Annotated in this window: 14 protein-coding genes; 8 read left to right on the top strand and 6 right to left on the bottom strand. The window is 66.0% G+C overall.

Features of this window, described 5'->3' with window-relative positions; translation table 11 throughout:
- The first annotated feature begins 18 nt into the window (after nucleotides 1-18).
- A complete protein-coding gene (locus AC07O0_RS22495) occupies nucleotides 19-951 on the top strand; it encodes a DUF6454 family protein (protein ID WP_494625912.1) in 933 nt (310 codons plus the stop codon).
- A 120-nt stretch (nucleotides 952-1,071) separates the two neighbouring features.
- Here AC07O0_RS22495 and AC07O0_RS22490 read toward each other — a convergent pair whose 3' ends face one another.
- The gene (locus AC07O0_RS22490) at nucleotides 1,072-2,088 is read right to left on the bottom strand and encodes a nickel/cobalt transporter (protein WP_494625911.1); all 1,017 of its coding nucleotides are present in this window, start codon (nucleotides 2,086-2,088) and stop codon (nucleotides 1,072-1,074) included.
- Nucleotides 2,079-2,729, bottom strand: a complete 651-nt coding sequence (locus tag AC07O0_RS22485) for a DUF1007 family protein (protein WP_494625910.1) — start codon at nucleotides 2,727-2,729, stop codon at nucleotides 2,079-2,081. Before AC07O0_RS22485 ends, AC07O0_RS22490 begins: the two co-directional genes overlap by 10 nt.
- A gap of 279 nt (nucleotides 2,730-3,008) precedes the next feature.
- On the opposite strand from AC07O0_RS22485, the gene AC07O0_RS22480 reads away from it, so the two are divergent.
- Nucleotides 3,009-6,560, top strand: coding sequence for an indolepyruvate ferredoxin oxidoreductase family protein (locus AC07O0_RS22480; RefSeq protein ID WP_494625909.1), 3,552 nt, complete (start codon nucleotides 3,009-3,011; stop codon nucleotides 6,558-6,560).
- Nucleotides 6,561-6,638: 78 nt separating this feature from the next.
- Nucleotides 6,639-7,232, top strand: a complete 594-nt coding sequence (locus AC07O0_RS22475; RefSeq protein WP_494625908.1) for a LysE family translocator — start codon at nucleotides 6,639-6,641, stop codon at nucleotides 7,230-7,232.
- On the opposite strand, the gene AC07O0_RS22470 is transcribed toward AC07O0_RS22475, so the two are convergent.
- Nucleotides 7,222-8,139 (bottom strand): alpha/beta fold hydrolase, encoded by a 918-nt coding sequence (locus tag AC07O0_RS22470; RefSeq protein ID WP_494625907.1) that lies wholly within the window; start codon nucleotides 8,137-8,139, stop codon nucleotides 7,222-7,224. The two genes, AC07O0_RS22475 and AC07O0_RS22470, sit on opposite strands and share 11 nt — an antisense overlap.
- 136 nt (nucleotides 8,140-8,275) lie before the next feature.
- Here AC07O0_RS22470 and AC07O0_RS22465 point away from each other — a divergent pair, with 136 nt between their 5' ends.
- The gene (locus AC07O0_RS22465) at nucleotides 8,276-8,950 is read left to right on the top strand and encodes a Crp/Fnr family transcriptional regulator (RefSeq protein WP_494625906.1); all 675 of its coding nucleotides are present in this window, start codon (nucleotides 8,276-8,278) and stop codon (nucleotides 8,948-8,950) included.
- 45 nt (nucleotides 8,951-8,995) lie between these two features.
- Here the strand turns inward: AC07O0_RS22465 and AC07O0_RS22460 are convergent, their stop codons facing one another.
- Complete coding sequence (locus AC07O0_RS22460; protein ID WP_494625905.1) at nucleotides 8,996-9,637, bottom strand: glutathione S-transferase family protein; 642 nt, start codon at nucleotides 9,635-9,637, stop codon at nucleotides 8,996-8,998.
- Between the two features lie 214 nt (nucleotides 9,638-9,851).
- Between AC07O0_RS22460 and AC07O0_RS22455 the strand changes: the two genes are divergently transcribed.
- Nucleotides 9,852-12,221 (top strand): Orn/Lys/Arg family decarboxylase, encoded by a 2,370-nt coding sequence (locus AC07O0_RS22455; RefSeq protein ID WP_494625904.1) that lies wholly within the window; start codon nucleotides 9,852-9,854, stop codon nucleotides 12,219-12,221.
- A gap of 15 nt (nucleotides 12,222-12,236) precedes the next feature.
- Complete coding sequence (locus tag AC07O0_RS22450; RefSeq protein ID WP_494625903.1) at nucleotides 12,237-12,776, top strand: GNAT family N-acetyltransferase; 540 nt, start codon at nucleotides 12,237-12,239, stop codon at nucleotides 12,774-12,776.
- A gap of 86 nt (nucleotides 12,777-12,862) precedes the next feature.
- Here AC07O0_RS22450 and argC read toward each other — a convergent pair whose 3' ends face one another.
- Nucleotides 12,863-13,837, bottom strand: a complete 975-nt coding sequence (gene argC, locus AC07O0_RS22445; RefSeq protein WP_494625902.1) for an N-acetyl-gamma-glutamyl-phosphate reductase — start codon at nucleotides 13,835-13,837, stop codon at nucleotides 12,863-12,865.
- A 284-nt stretch (nucleotides 13,838-14,121) separates the two neighbouring features.
- On the bottom strand, nucleotides 14,122-14,463 hold the full coding sequence (locus AC07O0_RS22440) for a hypothetical protein (protein ID WP_494625901.1): 342 nt from the start codon (nucleotides 14,461-14,463) through the stop codon (nucleotides 14,122-14,124).
- Between the two features lie 291 nt (nucleotides 14,464-14,754).
- On the opposite strand from AC07O0_RS22440, the gene AC07O0_RS22435 reads away from it, so the two are divergent.
- Nucleotides 14,755-16,731: an AMP-dependent synthetase/ligase gene (locus AC07O0_RS22435; protein ID WP_494626283.1), complete on the top strand. Its 1,977-nt coding sequence runs from the start codon at nucleotides 14,755-14,757 to the stop codon at nucleotides 16,729-16,731.
- Nucleotides 16,728-17,543: an ABC transporter ATP-binding protein gene (locus AC07O0_RS22430; RefSeq protein ID WP_494625900.1), complete on the top strand. Its 816-nt coding sequence runs from the start codon at nucleotides 16,728-16,730 to the stop codon at nucleotides 17,541-17,543. The genes AC07O0_RS22435 and AC07O0_RS22430 overlap by 4 nt, the downstream gene beginning before the upstream one ends.
- Nucleotides 17,544-17,550: the final 7 nt, after the last annotated feature.

Genomic DNA, 17,550 nt, shown 5'->3' with positions numbered 1-17,550 from the left:
TGCCAATGGAGGATCGCGATGCGGACTGCAGTGATGGCGCTTGCCGCCGCGATGCTGGCGACGACGGCCGAGGCCGCCGACCCCGCGCTCAACACGCTGCTCCCGAAGCTGACGCGATCCACGCAATGGACGCAGAAGGCAGCGATCGAGCTGCAGTTTCCGACCCACCATCCGCAGGGCATGGTCAAGATCGGCGACGCCTTCTTCATCTCCTCGGTCGAGATCAGGAAGCCGACGACGCGCTACACCGAGCCGAAGGACGGCTATGACCGCGACACCGGGGAAGGCGCCGGCCATCTCTTCAAAGTCGATGCGCAGGGCAAGCTCCTGGCCAGCGTCACACTCGGCGAAGGCTCGATCTACCACCCCGGCGGCATCGATTTCGACGGCAAGGACCTGTGGGTGCCGGTCGCGGAATACCGCCCGAACAGCCAGTCGATCATCTACAAGGTCGATCCCGAAACGCTGAAGGCAACCGAGGTCTTCCGCTTCAAGGATCATGTCGGCGGCATCGTCCACAACACCGACGGCAAGTCGCTGCACGGCGTCAGCTGGGGCTCGCGCCGCTTCTATGCCTGGCCGCTCGGCGCCGACGGCAAGATCACCAACGCTACGGCGGCGCCGGAAGCACTGCGTGTCGCCAATCCCGCGCTCTACATCGACTATCAGGATTGCCACTTCATCGGCATGAGCCGGATGCTCTGCTCCGGCCTCAACAATTACCGCGCGACCAAGGACGGTCCGGTCTTCCGCCTCGGCGGCTTCGAGATCGTCGACCTCCGGGATAACCGCCCGGTCTTCCAGATGCCGGTCGAGCTCTGGTCGCCTTCGGGCTTGCCGATGACGCAGAACCCGTTCTGGGTCGAGCCGACAGGCGAGGGCGTGCGCGCCTATTTCATGCCGGATGACGACAAATCGACGCTGTTCGTCTACGAGACGGCGGCGAAGTAGCGCCAGTTCGTACGCCTTCTTCGTCATGGTCGGGCTTGTCCCGACCATCCACGTCTTCCTTCCTGCAACGCAGTGTTCAAGACGTGGATGCTCGCCACAAGGGCGAGCATGACGGTAGCGCTAACTCCCCTGCCCGGCCGCCCATAGCCCGAAGAACAGCGCCGCCCCCAGCACGGCGACGAAAGCAGCAGCCAGCACTTCGAGCCCGGCGATGATCCGGGCTCCCTTCAGCGAACCGCCGCCGGCGAAGCGCAAGGCCGCGAACTTGAAGAACACCGCCAGCGCCGCCAGCGCCCCGGTGGTCAGCGCCGTGCCGAGCGCCATGGCGAAGGTCGCGGCGATGCCGGCCCAGAGCAGGCCCTGCGCATTGGCGAAGACGAGGATGATCAGCGCGCCGGCACAGGGGCGCAGGCCCGCTGCCAGCACGATGCCGGCCATCTCGCGGAACGAGCGCAGCCGCGAGACCTCGTCGGCACCGGGCATATGGACATGGTCGCAGGAAGCAGCGTCATGCGCCGCGCTGCCGCCGAGCGCGACGAGGTTGCCCGCCTTGCGCCAGAGCACATAGAGCCCGACCAGCCCGACCAGCGCAAAACTGCCCTGCTCGATCACCCAGGTCGTCGAGGCCATGGTCTTGGCGGTCGCATTCAGCGCCAGCGTCAGCGCGCCGACCAGCCCGATCGCGACCAGCGCCTGCACCAGCGCCGCCGCGAAGCTGAGGGCGAGCCCGCGTTTCAGACTGCGGTTGTCGGCGACGATATAGCCGGAGATCACCGCCTTGCCATGGCCGGGCCCGGCGGCATGGAAGACACCATAAGCGAAGGCGAGCCCGAGCAGGCCAGGCAGCGCTGCCGGCGATTGCGCGATCGCCTTCAGCGTCGCGGTGAGCTCGCGGTAGAAGCTCGATTGCCAGGCGAGGAGGATCGCCCCGATCCCCGTCGTCGCCGGCAGCGCCTCGCGCGGCAACGCCGTGCCGAACGGATTACGCGGCGGCGGGGGCGGCGGTGGGAAATAGAGGCTGGCCAGCCAGGCGATCAGCCCGAGCGTGCCAGCGACCAGGGCAAGCGCCAGCAATGCGACCAGCAAACGGCGCGGCCAGAGCGGCAGGCCCGGCGCGGCGGGTGCGCTCAGGGACATGCCACCAGCGCCCGCGTGGTGACCTGATAGGCGCTCATGTCCGGCGTCGCGGTGATATCCTCCTGCGCCAGGCGCTGCTGCGTCGCCGCGTCGAGCTTGGGCGGGCGCATGATCCGAACGATGCAGCCCTTGGGCGCGTCGCGCGCTGCCACCGCATCGGCCTCCTCGCCGATCTCGAAGGCGACGAAATAGGTGGGGTCGCCGACCTCGATGCCGAAGGAGCGGTTGGCCGTCGCCGGGGTCTTCAGCGGCAGCGTATAGGTCAGCGTCAGGATCTTGTTTTCATAAGCGAGCGAGGCCTCGCCTGGCGTGCCGAATTCCTGCACCTTGCCGTTCGCCTTGGCGATGGTGAAAAAGCCGACATCCGGCAGCGATTCCATGTTGACCTTGGCGAGCTCGGTCAATTCGTCCGGGGTGATCTTGCCGTCGCCGTTCTTGTCGAGACCCTGGACCATATAGGCGGAATAGGCCTCGTCGAAGCTCCAGCGATGCCGCAGCGCCTTCACCGCGCCGCTGGCGTCATAGAGGATCTCGGTGCGCGAGGTCACGAAGACATGCGGATGTGCCGAAGCCGGCAAGGCGAGGCCGAGCCAGGCCGAGATCGCGGCGAACAGCGTCAGAAGCGTCGAGTATCGCGGCACGCGGCAATTTCCTCGAATCTGCGGCGAATCCGGCCGAGCCTTCATACAAAAACGCGCCTTGCGCGCCTACCCTTGCAATCTCGTGCCGAGAGCCCTGCCGGCATCGCCCGCAAAGGCGGCCAAATCGCGGCGCAGGCGGCATCACCACTCTGGAATCACCCCAGGGTGATTTGACGATATCACGTCAGTTATGACAGCCTTGCTGACATAATAACGAATTGGAGACCGGCGCTACCGGTCCCTATAGTCGATGGATATGCGATCGTCGGGAGGTCGGCCATGGCCGGTACGCAGCAGACTTCGCAGGGCGCCGCAACCGGAGAGCCCGAGCTCAGGACGGTCGCGCTCGACGACAAATACGACCTCTCCAAGCAGCAGATCTTCCTGACCGGCACGCAGGCCATCGCCCGCATGCTGCTCACCCAGCATGAGCGCGACCGGCGTGCCGGCTTGAACACCGCCGGCTTCGTCTCCGGCTATCGCGGCTCGCCGCTCGGCGGGCTCGACCAGCAGCTCGCCCGCGCCGGCAAGCAGCTCAAGCCCGCCAATATCGTCTTCCAGCCCGGGCTCAATGAGGACCTCGCCGCCACCGCGATCTGGGGCACGCAGCAAGCTGAGCTCTCCGGCGAGGGCAAATATGACGGCGTCTTCGCGCTCTGGTACGGCAAGGGCCCGGGCGTCGACCGCACCGGCGACGTCTTTCGCCATGGCAACATGGCCGGCACCTCGCGCCATGGCGGCGTGCTCTGCCTGCTCGGCGACGATCACACCGCCGAAAGCTCGACCAACGCCCACCAGACCGAGTTCGTCCTGGTCGACCGGATGATGCCGATCCTGAATCCGGCCGGCGTCCAGGAGATCATGGACTATTCCCTGCACGGCTTTGCGCTCTCGCGCTTCGCCGGCGTCTGGGTTGGCCTCAAATGCGTCAAGGACAACATCGAATCGACCGCCTCGGTCGACGGCTCGGTCGAGCGGGTCAGCATCGCGATCCCCGATGATTTCGTCATGCCGCCCGGCGGCCTCAGCATCCGCCGGGAGCTCGACTTCCTCGATCAGGAAAAGCGCCTCCATCTGCACAAGCGCGCCGCGATCTTCGCCTATCTGCGCGCCAACAAGCTCAACCAGACCATCCTCTCGGGCGGACAGGCGCCGCGCATCGGCATCATCACCGTCGGCAAATCTTATCTCGACGTACGCCAGGCGCTGGAGGAGCTCGGCCTCGACGAGGTCCGCGCCAATGATCTCGGCATCCGCCTGTTCAAGATCGCCTGCCCCTGGCCGCTCGATCCGCAGGAGCTGAAGGCGTTCGCTGATGGCCTCGACCTCGTCATGGTCGTCGAAGAGAAGCGCTCGCTGATCGAGGTGCAGCTGCGCGAGGAGCTCTACGGCACCGCGCACCAGCCCATGGTGGTCGGCAAGAAGGACGAACAGGGCGAGTGGCTCTTCCCGGTCCATGGCGCGCTCGATCCCAACGACATCGCCATCGCGCTCGGCGCCCGCCTGCTGCAGTATCGCGATGACGCCGCCTTGCGCGCCCGGCTGGAAGAGATCGCTGCTGCGCAGGGCCGCCTCGCCGAGGCGCAGGAAGTCGCCAAGCGCACGCCCTATTTCTGCTCGGGCTGCCCGCACAATTCCTCGACCGTCGTGCCCGAGGGCTCGCGCGCCTATGCCGGCATCGGCTGCCACTACATGGTGCAGTGGATGGATCGCGACACCGCCGGCTTCACCCAGATGGGCGGCGAAGGCGCCAACTGGGTCGGCGAAGCGCCGTTCTCGAAACGTGGCCATGTCTTCCAGAATCTCGGCGACGGCACCTACACCCATTCCGGCTCGCTCGCGATCCGCTGGGCCGTCGCCTCCGGCGTCAACATCACCTACAAGCTGCTCTACAACGACGCCGTCGCGATGACCGGCGGCCAGCAGGCGGAAGGGCATCTCTCGCCCGACCAGATGGCGCGCCAGGTCGCGGCCGAAGGCGTCTCGCGCATCGCGGTCGTCTCCGACGATCCCGACAAGTACCCGGCCGGCACACTCTGGCCCCCCGGCACCACCTTGCACCATCGCGACGATCTCGACGCCGTCCAGCGCGAGCTTGCGACCGCGACGGGCGTCTCGCTGCTGCTCTACGACCAGACCTGTGCCACCGAGAAGCGCCGCCGGCGCAAGCGCGGCGCCTATCCCGACCCGGACAAGCGCGTCATCGTCAACGAGCTGGTCTGCGAGGGCTGCGGCGATTGCGGAGTGAAGTCGAACTGCGTCTCGGTGCAGCCGCTCGAGACCGAGTTCGGCCGCAAGCGCCAGATCGACCAATCGAACTGCAACAAGGACTTTTCCTGCGTGAAGGGTTTTTGCCCTTCCTTCGTTACCGTGCATGGCGCACGGCCGAAAAAGGCGGAGCCGCGCACGCTCGACGCCTCCGCGCTCGGCTCTAGCGACCTGCCTGAGCCCAAGGTGCCAGCGCTCGATCGCAACTTTGCGGTCGTCGTCACCGGCGTCGGCGGCACCGGCGTCGTCACCATCGGTGCGATCCTCGGCATGGCCGCGCATCTCGAAGGCAAGGGCTGCGGCATGATCGACATGGCCGGCCTCGCCCAGAAGGGCGGCGCCGTCTTCAGCCATGTCCGTCTCGCCCCGACGCCGGAGGAGATCCACGCCATCCGCGTCGCCGCCGGCCAGGCCGACCTCGTGCTCGGCTGCGACCTCACCGTCACCGGTTCGAAGAAAGTGCTGGGCGCGATCCGTCCCGGCTCGACCGTGGTGGTCAACACCGCAGAAAGCCTGCCGGGCGACTTCACGCGGAATGCCGATTTCTCGCTGCCGACCGAGCGGCTGAAGCGGGCGATCGTCTCGGCCTCCGGCCGCGACAAGACCCATCTCGTCGATGCGACGGCCGCAGCCGTCTCCTTCCTCGGCAATGCCATCGCCGCCAACATGTTCATGCTCGGCTATGCCTGGCAGCATGGCGGCGTACCGCTCTCGCGGGCATCGCTGCTGCGGGCGATCGAGCTCAACGGCGAAGCCGTGGCGATGAACAGGCAGGCCTTCGAGCTCGGCCGCCGCGCCGCGCATGATCCGGCTGCCCTGCTCGCGGCGCTCGCCGAGGCCAAGGCGCCGACGGACGCCCGCCAGATCTCGCAGAGCCTCGACGAGATCGTCGCCCGCCGCGTCGATTTCCTCGCCGGCTACCAGAACGCCGCCTATGCGGCGCGCTATCGCGATCTCGTCGAGACCGTCCGCGCCAAGGAAGCGAGCGTCCTGCCCGGCCAGACCGCCCTGGCGGAAGCCGTCGCGCGCTATCTCTTCAAGCTGATGGCCTACAAGGACGAATACGAGGTCGCCCGGCTCTACAGCGACGGCGCTTTCCGGAAGCAGCTCGCCGCGACCTTCGAGAAGGACAGCGCCTCGGGCCAGCCGCTCCGCCTCGAATTCCACCTCGCTCCGCCGCTGCTGGCGAAGCGCGATCCCAATACCGGCCTGCCGCGCAAGATGAGTTTTGGGCCGTGGATGCTGGGCGCTTTCGGCCTGCTCGCCAAGCTGAAGGGCCTGCGCGGCACCGCCCTCGACGTGTTCGGGTACACCGCTGAACGCAAAACCGAGCGCAAGCTGATCGCCGATTACGAGGCGCTGGTCGCCGGGATCCTGGGCAAGCTGACGCCGCAGAACCATGCGCTCTGCGTTGCGCTGGCCGCGATTCCCGAGAAGATCCGCGGCTTCGGCCACGTCAAGGAGCGCCACCTCACCGCCGCCAAGGCCGAGGAAGCGGAATTGCTCAAGCGCCTGCGCGACGGCTCGGCCGAAGCGTTGGCGATGCCACGGGCGGCGGAATAGCCGCACGAACGTTCAAGACCGGCGGCGCCCCAGCCGCTTTTCTTCGCACTCGCTGCAAGGCGATGTGTGGAGGACATCATGGACGGACTGGCCGGATTCCTCCTCGCCGGCATCGCTCTGACCGGCAGCCCCGGCCCCGCGACGCTGAGCCTGACGGCGACCGGGGCTGCCTTCGGCATCCGCCGTGGCCTCGGCTATGGCGCCGGCATTACGTTCGGCATGCTCGCAGTGATGGCCCTGACCGCGAGCGGCGTCGTCGCGGTCATCCTGGCACTGCCGGGGCTCGCTCCGGTCGTCACCATTCTGGCGGCGCTCTACTTCCTCTACCTCGCCTTCCGCATTGCGACGGCGCCGCCGCTCGCCGAGGCGAAGGGCGATGCAGCCGCTCCTTCCTTCGCCGCAGGCTTTGCGCTCTCGCTGGTCAATCCCAAGGGCTATGCCGCGATGGCGGCCCTGTTTTCCGGGCTCGCCCTGCTGCCGCAGCAGCCGGCGGTCGATGCGGGCGTCAAGATCGGCCTGCTTTTCCTCGTGATCGCCATGGTCAACATCAGCTGGCTGCTCGCCGGCTCGGGCCTGACCGGACTGTTCCACCACCCTAAAAGCAACCGCATCGTCAACCTGATCTTTGCCGCGCTGCTGCTTCTCTCGCTCGCCGCCGCGATCAGGCTGTGAGGCGCTGGCGCTCGGGATTTTCCAGTCGGCCGAGGAAGGGCCGGATCAGCGCGACGACCTCGGTGAGATTAGTCTCCAGCAGCCAGTGGCCGCCGTCGAGCAGATGCAGCTCGGCGTGCGGCAGGTCGCGCAGATAGGCGCGCGCCGACGTCTCCGGCATGTAGCCGTCCTGCGGCCCCCAGACGATCAGCGTCGGCGGCTGATGCTCGCGCAGATAAGCCTGGTAACGCGGGAACCAGTCAAAATTCTCCTTCCAGACCTCCATCAGGCCGACGCTGATCGCCCGGCGCTTCGGCGTATTCATCAATGGCCAGTGCAGTTTCCAGAGATCGGGCGGGATACGACCGGCGATCTCCGGCCGGACCTCGTTGAGGAACTCCTCGCGAAACCCCTCCTCGCTCACCGCACCCTCGAGCTTCTTGCGGCCTTCGGGCGTGGGCTTGCGCCAGTATTCCTTCATCCCCTCGTATTTCGGCCCGAGCGCATCCTCGTAGATGTCGCCGTTCTGGATGATCAGCCCGGTGATGCGCTCGGGCGTGCGCCTTGCGAGCTTGAGCCCGATCCAGGTGCCGTAATCGTGCAGGTAGAGCGCAAAGCGCTTCAGGCCGAGGCGGTCGGCGAAGCGTTCGAGCAGCTGCGAATAGCCCTCATAGTCGTAGCTGAACCCCTGCGGCGTCGCGCTGTAGCCGAAGCCGGGATAGTCCGGCGCGACCAGATGCCAGCGATCGGACAATGCCGGCATGAGGTTCCGGAACTCGTAGGACGAGCAGGGATAGCCGTGCGGCAGAAGCAGCACCGGCGCACCGCGCGGCCCGGCCTCGCGATAGAATATCTCGATCCCGTCGATTTCGATGGTGGCGTGACTGACGGCGGGATGGTGGTCGCCGGCGCGAACTGCATCCTGCATGTCCTGCTCCTTCCTCATTGCCGAGGAAACGCACGACGCGGATGGCGGTTCGCCGGCATGGCCGGCGCAACTTGAGTTTGCGATGAAGCCGGCCGCATAGTGGCGCCATCCGCTTGAACCGAAAGGCCGGCGAGCTTTGATTTCAGAGGACGAGCTGCGCCGCATCGCCGCCTGGTCGAACGACCTGACGCCAGAGGAGTTCGAGGAAGCCAGGCGCGGCACCAGCATCAAGGCCTATGGCAAGGGCGCCTATGTCTGCCATGTCGGCGACCGGCTCGAATCCTGGACCGGTGTCGCCGACGGCCTGCTGAAGATGAGCACCACTTCGCGCAGCGGCAAATCGGCGACGCTTGCCGGCTTGCGCGGCGGTGCCTGGTTCGGCGAGGGCACGATCATCAAGAACGAGGCGCGGCGCTACGATCTCGTCGCCCTGCGCGAGAGCAAAGTCGCGCTGATGCGGCGCCAGACCTTCCTCTGGCTGTTCGAGCACTCGGCCGCCTTCAACCGCTTCCTGGTCCACCAGTTCAACGAGCGCCTCGCCCAGTTCATCGGGCTCGCCGAATACGACCGCATGCTCGGGGCGACCGGCCGCCTCGCCCGCAACCTCGCCTGGCTGTTCAACCCGATCCTCTATCCGAACAACGAGCGGACCCTGACGATCTCGCAGGAGGAGCTCGGCCTGCTCGCCGGCATCTCCCGGCAGATGGCCAATCAGAGCCTCGCCAGACTCGCCGAGCTCGGCCTCGTCGAGGTCGGCCACAACGAGGTGACGATCTTGGATCTGGAGCGGCTGGCAAGGTATGAAGGGTAGACGGCGTTCGCTGGAAGCGATGTCTGCTTACGAGGCCTTGAAGCCTCAGACCCATGGCTGCGGGATGTGCTCCTGCGCATGGGCGCGCTGCACGGCGGGCCGCGCGATCATGCGTTGCAGATAAGCGCCCAGTTGCGGTCGACTGGCCGCAGGCCGACGCATGCCGCGCGACCAGCGGGCGAGCGTGAAGAGATAGGCGTCCGCGGCCGTGTAGCTGTCGCCCAGGAACCAGGCGCCGCCGTGCCGCGCCAACTCGTCCTCGACGCGGTCGAACTGGGCGTTCACGCGTTGCTCGGCCGCGTCTCTCACTTCCGCTTGCGCTTCCGCGGAGGCCGCAACCTTGTTGGGGTGCAGATAGAGCGACAGATTGGCGTGCAAAGCGGTCGAAAGCCACATGAGCCATTTGTAGAACTGCGGCCTGAGAGCGCTGCCCTGCTCCGGCAGTAGCGACGTTCCACCCTTCATTTCGAGGAGATGAAGGATGATGGCGACGCTCTCGTAGAGAACCAGATCGCCGTCTTCCAGGACGGGAACGAGGCCGTCGGGATGCAGCGCGAGGTAAGACGGGCTCTTGTTCGGCCCTTTGTGAAGATTCACGAACGACAGTTGATAGTCCAGGCCCATCTCTTCGATGACGATGTGCGTGGCGAGGCTGATGAACCCGGGATAATAGTGGAGGCGTAGCATCTCGGAGCTGCCATCTCGCTCGGTGCCTGGATCGCTCTTTGTCGGGCTCCCGGCCTGCAGCGGTCAAGCTCACGATCCCTGGCTGGATGCGGTGCGTCCGCTTCCACCCATACCCTTCAGAGCGACGGCGCGATCCGAACCTAGCCGGCTCCATGGTCGCCGAATTGTCGCATAAATCGCCCAATGCTGCCGGTTCACGCCCAGCGGAGCCGGCATGGACTATTTCAGGCGCTTCACCTTCCTGTTCGCGACGCCGAACTTCGATGCCGAGGATCTCGAAGGCATCCGCTTCAACCAGATCATCGAGGAGATCGAGCGGTCGGGCTTCGAGGTGGTCAAGGCGCGCAAGCTCGAGGATGCCGAGATCGCGGTCCAGACCGACGCCGCCATCGGCTGCATGGTGGTCGACTGGGGCAAGAAGGGGCTGGAAGGCAAGACCGCGGCGCTGATCAACCTGATGCGCCGGCGCGGGCTGGATTTCCCGATCATCCTCTTGATCCGCCGCAAGCGCTTCGAGGACGTGCCGGTCGAGGTGCTCGACTTCATCGACGGCTACATCTTTCTCTCGGAGGAAACGCCGCCTTTCATCGCCAAGAGCCTGATCAGCCGCCTCAAGCAATATGCCGAGACGCTGAAGACGCCGTTCTTTGGCGCGCTTGTCGACTATGCCGAGGAAGGCAACCATCTCTGGACCTGCCCAGGCCATAATGGCGGCGTGTTCTACAGCCGCAGCCCGATCGGCCGGGTGTTCATGGAGCATCTCGGCGAGGCGGTCTTCCGCGACGATCTCGACAACTCCGTGCTCGATCTCGGCGACCTCCTGACCCATGAGGGCCCGGCCCTGAAGGCGCAGAAGGAAGCGGCGCAGATCTTCGGGGCGGAGAAGACCTATTTCGTCCTGAATGGCACCTCGACCTCGAACAAGGTCGCGCTCGCCGCGCTCGTCACCGATGGCGATCTCGTCCTGTTCGACCGCAACAACCACAAGGCCGCCCATCACGGCGCGCTGCTGATCGCCGGCGGTATCCCGGTCTACATCCCGACCGCGCGCAATGCCTGGGGCCTGATCGGCCCGATGCGCTGGGAGAGCTTCGACGAGGAGGCGTTGCGCGAGCGGATCCGTACCAATCCGCTGGTCACGGACCCCGAGGCCTGGAAGAAGCCGCGGCCGTTCCGCGTCGCCGTGGTCGAGCAGTGCACCTATGACGGCACGATCCACTCGGCCCAGATGATCCTCGATAGGATCGGCCATCTCTGCGAGTACATCCTCTTCGACGAGGCCTGGGCCGGCTTCATGAAGTTCCACCCGCTCTATGCCGGGCGCTTCGCCATGGGGCTGACGGGCCTGGGGCCGGACTCGCCGGGCATCATCGCGACGCAATCGACCCACAAGCAGCTCGCGAGTTTCAGCCAGGCCTCGCAGATCCATATCAAGGACCGGCACATCAAGGGCCAGAAGCGGCGGGTCGAGCACCGGCGCTTCAACGAGAGCTTCATGCAGTATGCCTCGACCTCGCCGTTCTATCCGCTGTTCGCCTCGCTCGATGTCGGCGCACAGATGATGAAGGGCCGTTCCGGCGAAGTGCTCTGGGACGACACGATCCGGCTCGGCATCGAGCTGCGCAAGAAGATTCGGGCTGTGCGCCGCGAATTCGAGGAGAAGGAGACGAAGCCCGAGCGGCGCTGGTTCTTCGAACCTTTCGTGCCGGACCGGGTCAGCATCGCCGACGCCGCGCGCGAGGGCGCCGTCCATGACGTCGCCTGGGAAATGGTCGCGACCGACCAGCTCGCCAGCAATCCGGCCTATTGGCAGCTCGCGCCCGATGCCGGCTGGCACGGCTTTTCGCAGATGGAGCCGGGCTTCGCCATCACCGACCCCAACAAGCTGACACTGCTGACGCCCGGCTTCGATCGCGAGACCGGCGCCTATGCCGAGCATGGCATCCCCGCGCCGATCGTCGCCCAGTTCCTGCGCGAGAACCGGATCGTCGCCGAGAAGAACGATCTCAACTCGCTGCTCTTCCTGCTGACGCCAGGCGTCGAGGCCAGCAAGGCCGGCACGCTGATCAGCGGGCTCGTCGCCTTCAAGAAGCTGCACGACGACAACGCTTTGCTGGAAGAGGCCATTCCCGAATTCTACCGGCGCCGGCCGGGCCGCTATGCCGGCGTGCGCCTGCGCGACCTGTGCGGGCAGATGCATCGCTTCTTCCGCGAGCACGACGTCAGCGGGCTGCAGAACCGGCAGTTCTCGCCCGAGCATCTGCCGGAGATGGCGATGTCGCCGCATGATGCGGCGCGCTGCCTGACGCGCAACGATGTCGAATATCTGCCGATCGACGCGATCGCAGGCCGGATCGCGACGACGCCCTTCGTCGTCTATCCGCCGGGCATCGCCACCATCGTTCCCGGTGAGCGCCTGACCAAGCGGGCCAAGCCGATGATCGACTATCTCAAGATGTTCGAGGCGAGCTTCAACGCCTTCCCCGGCTTCGACGTCGAGATCCAGGGCGTCTATCGCGAGACCGATGCCGAGGGGCGGGTACGGCTCCATACCTATGTCGTCAGTGAGCAGGCGCAGGGTTGAGGGTCGCGACGCCGCATGGAGACCGAGCTACCCATCACCATCCGCCCCTCGCGCGACAACGATGTCGAGCCGATGCTGGCGATTTATCGCCGGCATATCCGCCATGGCATCGAGGCCGGCGTCGAGGACACCGGGACGCCGCAGCCCGACGATCTGAAAGACCGGCGCAAGAACCTGCGCAGCCGCAAGCTGCCGCATCTGGTCGCGACCCGCGGCGGCGAAGTCGTCGGCTATGCCTATGTCGTGCTGTTCCGCAAACGGCCCGCCTATCGCTTCACCGTGAAGCACTCGATCTACGTTCATCACGAGCATCTCGGCCGCGGCGTCGGCCGGCTCCTGATGCAGGCGCTGATCGACGCCTGCGCCGCCGCCGGCTTTCGCCAGATGATCGGCTATATCGACGCCGAGAACGGCGCTTCGCTGGCCTTGCACGAGCGCTTCGGCTTCGTTCGCGTCGGCCTGCTGCCCGGCGTCGCCTATCGCTACGGCAAATGGTCCGACAGCGTCATGGTGCAAAGATCGCTCGGAGCGGGCGCGACGCAGCCGATTGCGTAGGCTGGGCCAGGGAGGCGGAATGTCGGCTTGCGACCCTGAGCAGACCTACGAAGCAGATTGAATAGCTGCCTGGAGGCCCGCCTTCATCATGGCCAAATAGGCGCGCCGTCCAACCCTGCAGTTTCCGGCAGGCCGCAGATCAGGTTTGCATTCTGCACCGCCTGGCCGGCCGCTCCCTTGCCGAGGTTGTCGACCACGCCCATCGCGATCACCAGGTTTCGCTCCGGATCGGCCGCATAGCTGACAAAGGCGAGGTTCGAGCCGGTCGCCCATTTGGTCTGCGGCGGCTTGTCGGTCACGCGGACGAAGGAGCGCCCGGCGTAGAAGCGCCGCGCTGCGTCCAGGCACTGGTCCGTGGTGGCGCGGCCGCGACAATAAATGGTGGCGAGTATGCCGCGGGTCATCGGCACCAGATGCGGTGTGAATACCAGCCCGGCCGCGCTGCTGCCACTCAGCCGCTCGATCGTCTTGGCGATCTCGGGCATGTGGGTGTGCTTGAGCAGCCCGTAGGGCACCAGGTTCTCATTGCTCTCGGCGTAGCCGAACTTGCTGTCACCACCCCGGCCGGCGCCGGAGATGCCGGTCTTGACGTCGATCACGATATTGCCCGGCTCCACCAGCTTGCTGGCCAGCAACGGTGCCAGCGCGTTCAACGTCGCAGCGGGAAAGCAGCCGGGGTTGGCGACGCGGGTCTGGCCCTCGATCTCCGCAGGCCAGACGTCGGCCAGGCCATAAGCCCAACCCTCGACGTAGCGGTGGTCGCCGCCGATATCGACGATTTTCACGTCCTTTGGGACGCGTGACAGCGCCTCGGCCGAGGCGCCCGTTGGCAGCGACGCGAACAGTACGTCGAGCTTCGGCAGAGCCGCAGGGTCCCATTTCTCGATCACCAGTTCGGCCAGCTTGGCCGGCACACCGGGGAAGCGGTCCGCCAAACGGCTGCCGGCGCTGCTCTCGCCTGCGGCGTAGACGAGCTCGAAGGAAGGATGACTCGCGACCAGGCGCAGCGCCTCGCCGCCGCCAAAACCGCTGATCCCGACAATGCCGACGCGAATGCTCATGGTGGTGTCCTTCTGGGGTTCGGGCAAAAGAAAACCCCCGGAGCCGAGGGCTGCGGGGGTTCAGGAATGCGGGCCGGGGTCGCTCCGGCGGGTGGGGGCCTAGAGTGAGGCCGTCACGCGGAAGGACGCTGATCGACGCGCAGCCAAGAAGCCGCCGCTTGGGTGAAGCGGCGTCGGCGTCGGTCGCAAAGGGTCCGGTTCCTGAGCATGCCCTGCGACACTCTCGCTCCCCATGTTCATCGTCAAGCGGAATGTCTGCTGATCACCCATTGCCGACTACAGCGCTACGATCCTCCACCTGGCGAATAGAAGCACAGCAACTCCCCTGCATCGTTCATGCACAGATGGAAGAAGCCGTCAGGCGAGAGGCGGGCCTTCTGATAGGGGATGTCGAGCACGGCCGGCTGGCGGCGCTCGCTGGCCCACATCGGATGCCGGCCCGGCATGATCGTCACGACGTAGCCGGCCGGGGTCTCCCGCACCTCGCTTGGATCGATCCGCGCGCAATCGGCCTCGGAGCAGCACTCGAACGGGTAGTCCCAGCCGCCCGGCGCACGATGCGCGCGCGTTTCGCTCGCGCCCGCAGCGAGCAGCATCGCGATCGTGATCGAGGCAAGAGCACGCATCGGCCGGTCCTCGCGCCGAACCATCGATCTGCGTACGCAGTCGAAAATACTGCGCCGGCCCGGTGAAAACCGGGCGCCTGCTAGCCTTGCGATGTCGGGAAGCGCTGCCCGGCCGACCGCGGGGCTGAAGGCCAAGTCGAACCTCGGCGGGACAATAGCGCCTCAAATCCATCTTGTCTGTCAAGTGGCTTCTTGCACAGCGCCGAGCCACCTGCAAAGCTTGCATGATCGCAAAAGGGCCTTGGGCCCCGGCAAACCCGCGACAGACGGGGCGACAGGGTGGAGACGACGATCGTGGCAAGCGCAGCCGCCGGCGTGGCGGATACCTTTCCCAAGCTCGTGCTGCGCAATGCGCGGGAGCGCGGCGCACGCACGGCCTTCCGTCACAAGGATCTCGGCATCTGGCAGTCCTGGACTTGGGCCGAGGTCGCCGAGCAGGTCCGCGCCTATGCGAGGGGGTTCGAGCAGCTCGGACTGAAGCGCGGCGAGAAGGTTGCAATCATCGGCTACAACCGCCCGCGCCTCTATTGGTCGATGGCCGCGGCGCAATGGCTCGGCGCGATTCCTGTCCCGGTCTATGCCGACAGCGTCGCCGACGAGATGGCCTATGTGCTCGACCATGCCGGGGCGGTCTTCGCCTGCGTGCAGGATCAGGAGCAGGTCGACAAGGTCCTTTCCGTCGTCGAGCGACTGCCGAACCTGCGCCACATGCTCTATGACGAGCCGCGCGGCCTGCGCGACTACGACCACGCCAAGCTGCACGATATCGGCGACGTGATCGAAGCCGGGCGCGCCGCGCTCAAGGACGCCGCCATCTCAGCCGCGCATGACCGCGAGATGGAACAGGGCGTCGGCTCCGACCTCGCCATCATCCTCTACACCTCCGGTACGACCGGGCGGCCCAAGGGGGTGATGCTGACGCATTTCAACGTCATCACCGCCGCCGAGATCGGCTGCAGCTTCGACGGGCTGAACGAGAACGACGAGATCATCGCCTATCTGCCGATCGCCTGGGTCGGCGACCACGTCTTCTCCTATGCGCAGGCGATCATTGCCGGTTTCTGCGTCAACTGCCCGGAAGGGCCCGAGACAGTCGTCGACGACCGCCGCGAGATCGGCACCACCTATGCCTTCGCGCCGCCGCGCGTCTTCGAGACCATGCTGACCCTGACCATGGTGCGCATGGAGGATGCCGGCCCGCTGATGCGGAAGCTCTTCCACTACTTCCTCGGGGTGGCCAAGCAGCATGGCGAGAAGATCCTGAACGGCGAGCCGGTGCCGCTGTCCGCCCGCCTGCTCTACAAGCTCGGCGACATCATCATCTACGCACCTTTGCGCAACCGCTTCGGCCTGACCAACATCAAGGTCGGCTATACCGCGGGCGAGGCGATCGGGCCCGAGCTCTTCCGCTTCTACCGCTCGATCGGCGTCAACCTGAAGCAGCTCTACGGACAGACCGAGGCCGGCGTCTACATCACCATGCAGCCGGACGGCGAGATCAAGGCCGACACTGTCGGCAAGCCGGCGCCGCAGGTCGAGATCAGGATCGCCGACAATGGCGAGGTGCTCTACCGCTCGCCCTCGATCTTCCGCGGCTACTACAAGGACGACGAGAAGACTGCCGAGACGATGACCGAGGACGGCTATGTCCGCTCGGGCGATGCCGGCTTCTTCGACGAGAGCGGCCACCTCAAGATCATCGATCGCGCCAAGGATGTCGGCAAGCTCAACTCCGGCGACCTCTTCCCGCCGAAATACATCGAGAACAAGCTGAAGTTCTATCCGAACATCAAGGAGGTCGTCGCCTTCGGCCAGGGCCGCGACTACGCCACCGTCGCGCTCAACATCGACCTCACCGCCGTCGGCAACTGGGCCGAGCGCAACAATGTCGTCTATGCCTCCTATCAGGAGCTCGCCGGCCATCCGCAGGTCTACGAGATGATGGCCAAGCATGTCGATGAGGTGAACCGCTCGCTCGCGGTCGAGCCGATGATGGGCGGCGCCCAGATCAAGCGCTTCCTGATCCTGCACAAGGAGCTCGATGCCGACGACGGCGAGCTCACCCGCACCCAGAAGGTCCGGCGCGGCTTCATCGCCGAGCGCTACGCGCCGCTGGTCGAGGCTTTGTACAACGGCTCGACCCAAGCGGACATCTCGACGGAAGTGACCTTCGAGGACGGCCGCAAGGGCGTGATTTCGGCCACCGTCAAGGTCGCCGATGCGAAGATCTATCCGGTCACGGCACCTGCGGCGAAGGAGGCGGCATGAACGCGCATTCCATGGCGGTCGCCGGCGCGCCGGTCACGCATAAGGGCGAGGTGCTGCTCTCGGTCGAGAACGTCTCGCTGCGCTTCGGCGGCGTGAAGGCGATCACCGACGTTTCCTTCGACATCCGCAAGGGCGAGATCCGCGCCATCATCGGCCCGAACGGCGCCGGCAAGACTTCGATGCTCAACTGCATCAACGGCTTCTACCACCCGCAGGAAGGCCGCATCACCTATAAGGGCGTGCGCCGCGCCAAGGTCAGGCCGCACCAGGCCGCCGCCGCCGGCATCGCCCGCACCTTCCAGAACGTCGCCCTGTTCAAGGGCATGTCGACGCTCGACAACATCATGACCGGGCGCACCCTCAAGATGCACAAGGGCTTCTTCTGGCAGGCGCTGCGGCACGGGCCGGCGATGAGCGAGGAGATCGAGCATCGCAAGGTCGTCGAGGACATCATCGACTTCCTGCAGATCCAGCACATCCGCAAATTGCCGGTCGGAAAATTGCCCTATGGCCTGCAGAAGCGGGTCGAGCTCGGCCGGGCGCTGGCGATGGAGCCCGAACTCCTGCTGCTCGACGAGCCGATGGCCGGCATGAACCTCGAGGAGAAGGAGGACATGTGCCGCTTCATCCTCGACGTGAACAACCAGTTCGGCACCACCATCGCCTTGATCGAGCACGACATGGGGGTCGTCATGGACCTCTCCGACCGTGTCGTCGTGCTCGAATATGGCCGCAAGATCGCCGACGGCACGCCGGCCGAGGTCAAGGCTGACCAGCGCGTGATCGACGCCTATCTCGGAGTGGCGCACTGATGGCCGC

It is taken from the genome of Allobosea sp. GW821-FHT10B12, from assembly GCF_059415545.1.
This window is presented reverse-complemented; position numbering and strand designations above follow the sequence as displayed.

Bases quoted from the DNA above. Each gene is read 5' to 3' on its own strand.
- AC07O0_RS22455 (WP_494625904.1), top strand. From the start codon at position 9,852: ATGGACTATTTCAGGCGCTTCACCTTCCTGTTCGCGACGCCGAACTTC.
- AC07O0_RS22460 (WP_494625905.1), bottom strand. From the start codon at position 9,637: ATGCTACGCCTCCACTATTATCCCGGGTTCATCAGCCTCGCCACGCAC.
- AC07O0_RS22440 (WP_494625901.1), bottom strand. From the start codon at position 14,463: ATGCGTGCTCTTGCCTCGATCACGATCGCGATGCTGCTCGCTGCGGGC.
- argC (WP_494625902.1), bottom strand. From the start codon at position 13,837: ATGAGCATTCGCGTCGGCATTGTCGGGATCAGCGGTTTTGGCGGCGGC.
- AC07O0_RS22495 (WP_494625912.1), top strand. From the start codon at position 19: ATGCGGACTGCAGTGATGGCGCTTGCCGCCGCGATGCTGGCGACGACG.
- AC07O0_RS22490 (WP_494625911.1), bottom strand. From the start codon at position 2,088: ATGTCCCTGAGCGCACCCGCCGCGCCGGGCCTGCCGCTCTGGCCGCGC.
- AC07O0_RS22475 (WP_494625908.1), top strand. From the start codon at position 6,639: ATGGACGGACTGGCCGGATTCCTCCTCGCCGGCATCGCTCTGACCGGC.
- AC07O0_RS22430 (WP_494625900.1), top strand. From the start codon at position 16,728: ATGAACGCGCATTCCATGGCGGTCGCCGGCGCGCCGGTCACGCATAAG.
- AC07O0_RS22480 (WP_494625909.1), top strand. From the start codon at position 3,009: ATGGCCGGTACGCAGCAGACTTCGCAGGGCGCCGCAACCGGAGAGCCC.
- AC07O0_RS22470 (WP_494625907.1), bottom strand. From the start codon at position 8,139: ATGCAGGATGCAGTTCGCGCCGGCGACCACCATCCCGCCGTCAGTCAC.
- AC07O0_RS22450 (WP_494625903.1), top strand. From the start codon at position 12,237: ATGGAGACCGAGCTACCCATCACCATCCGCCCCTCGCGCGACAACGAT.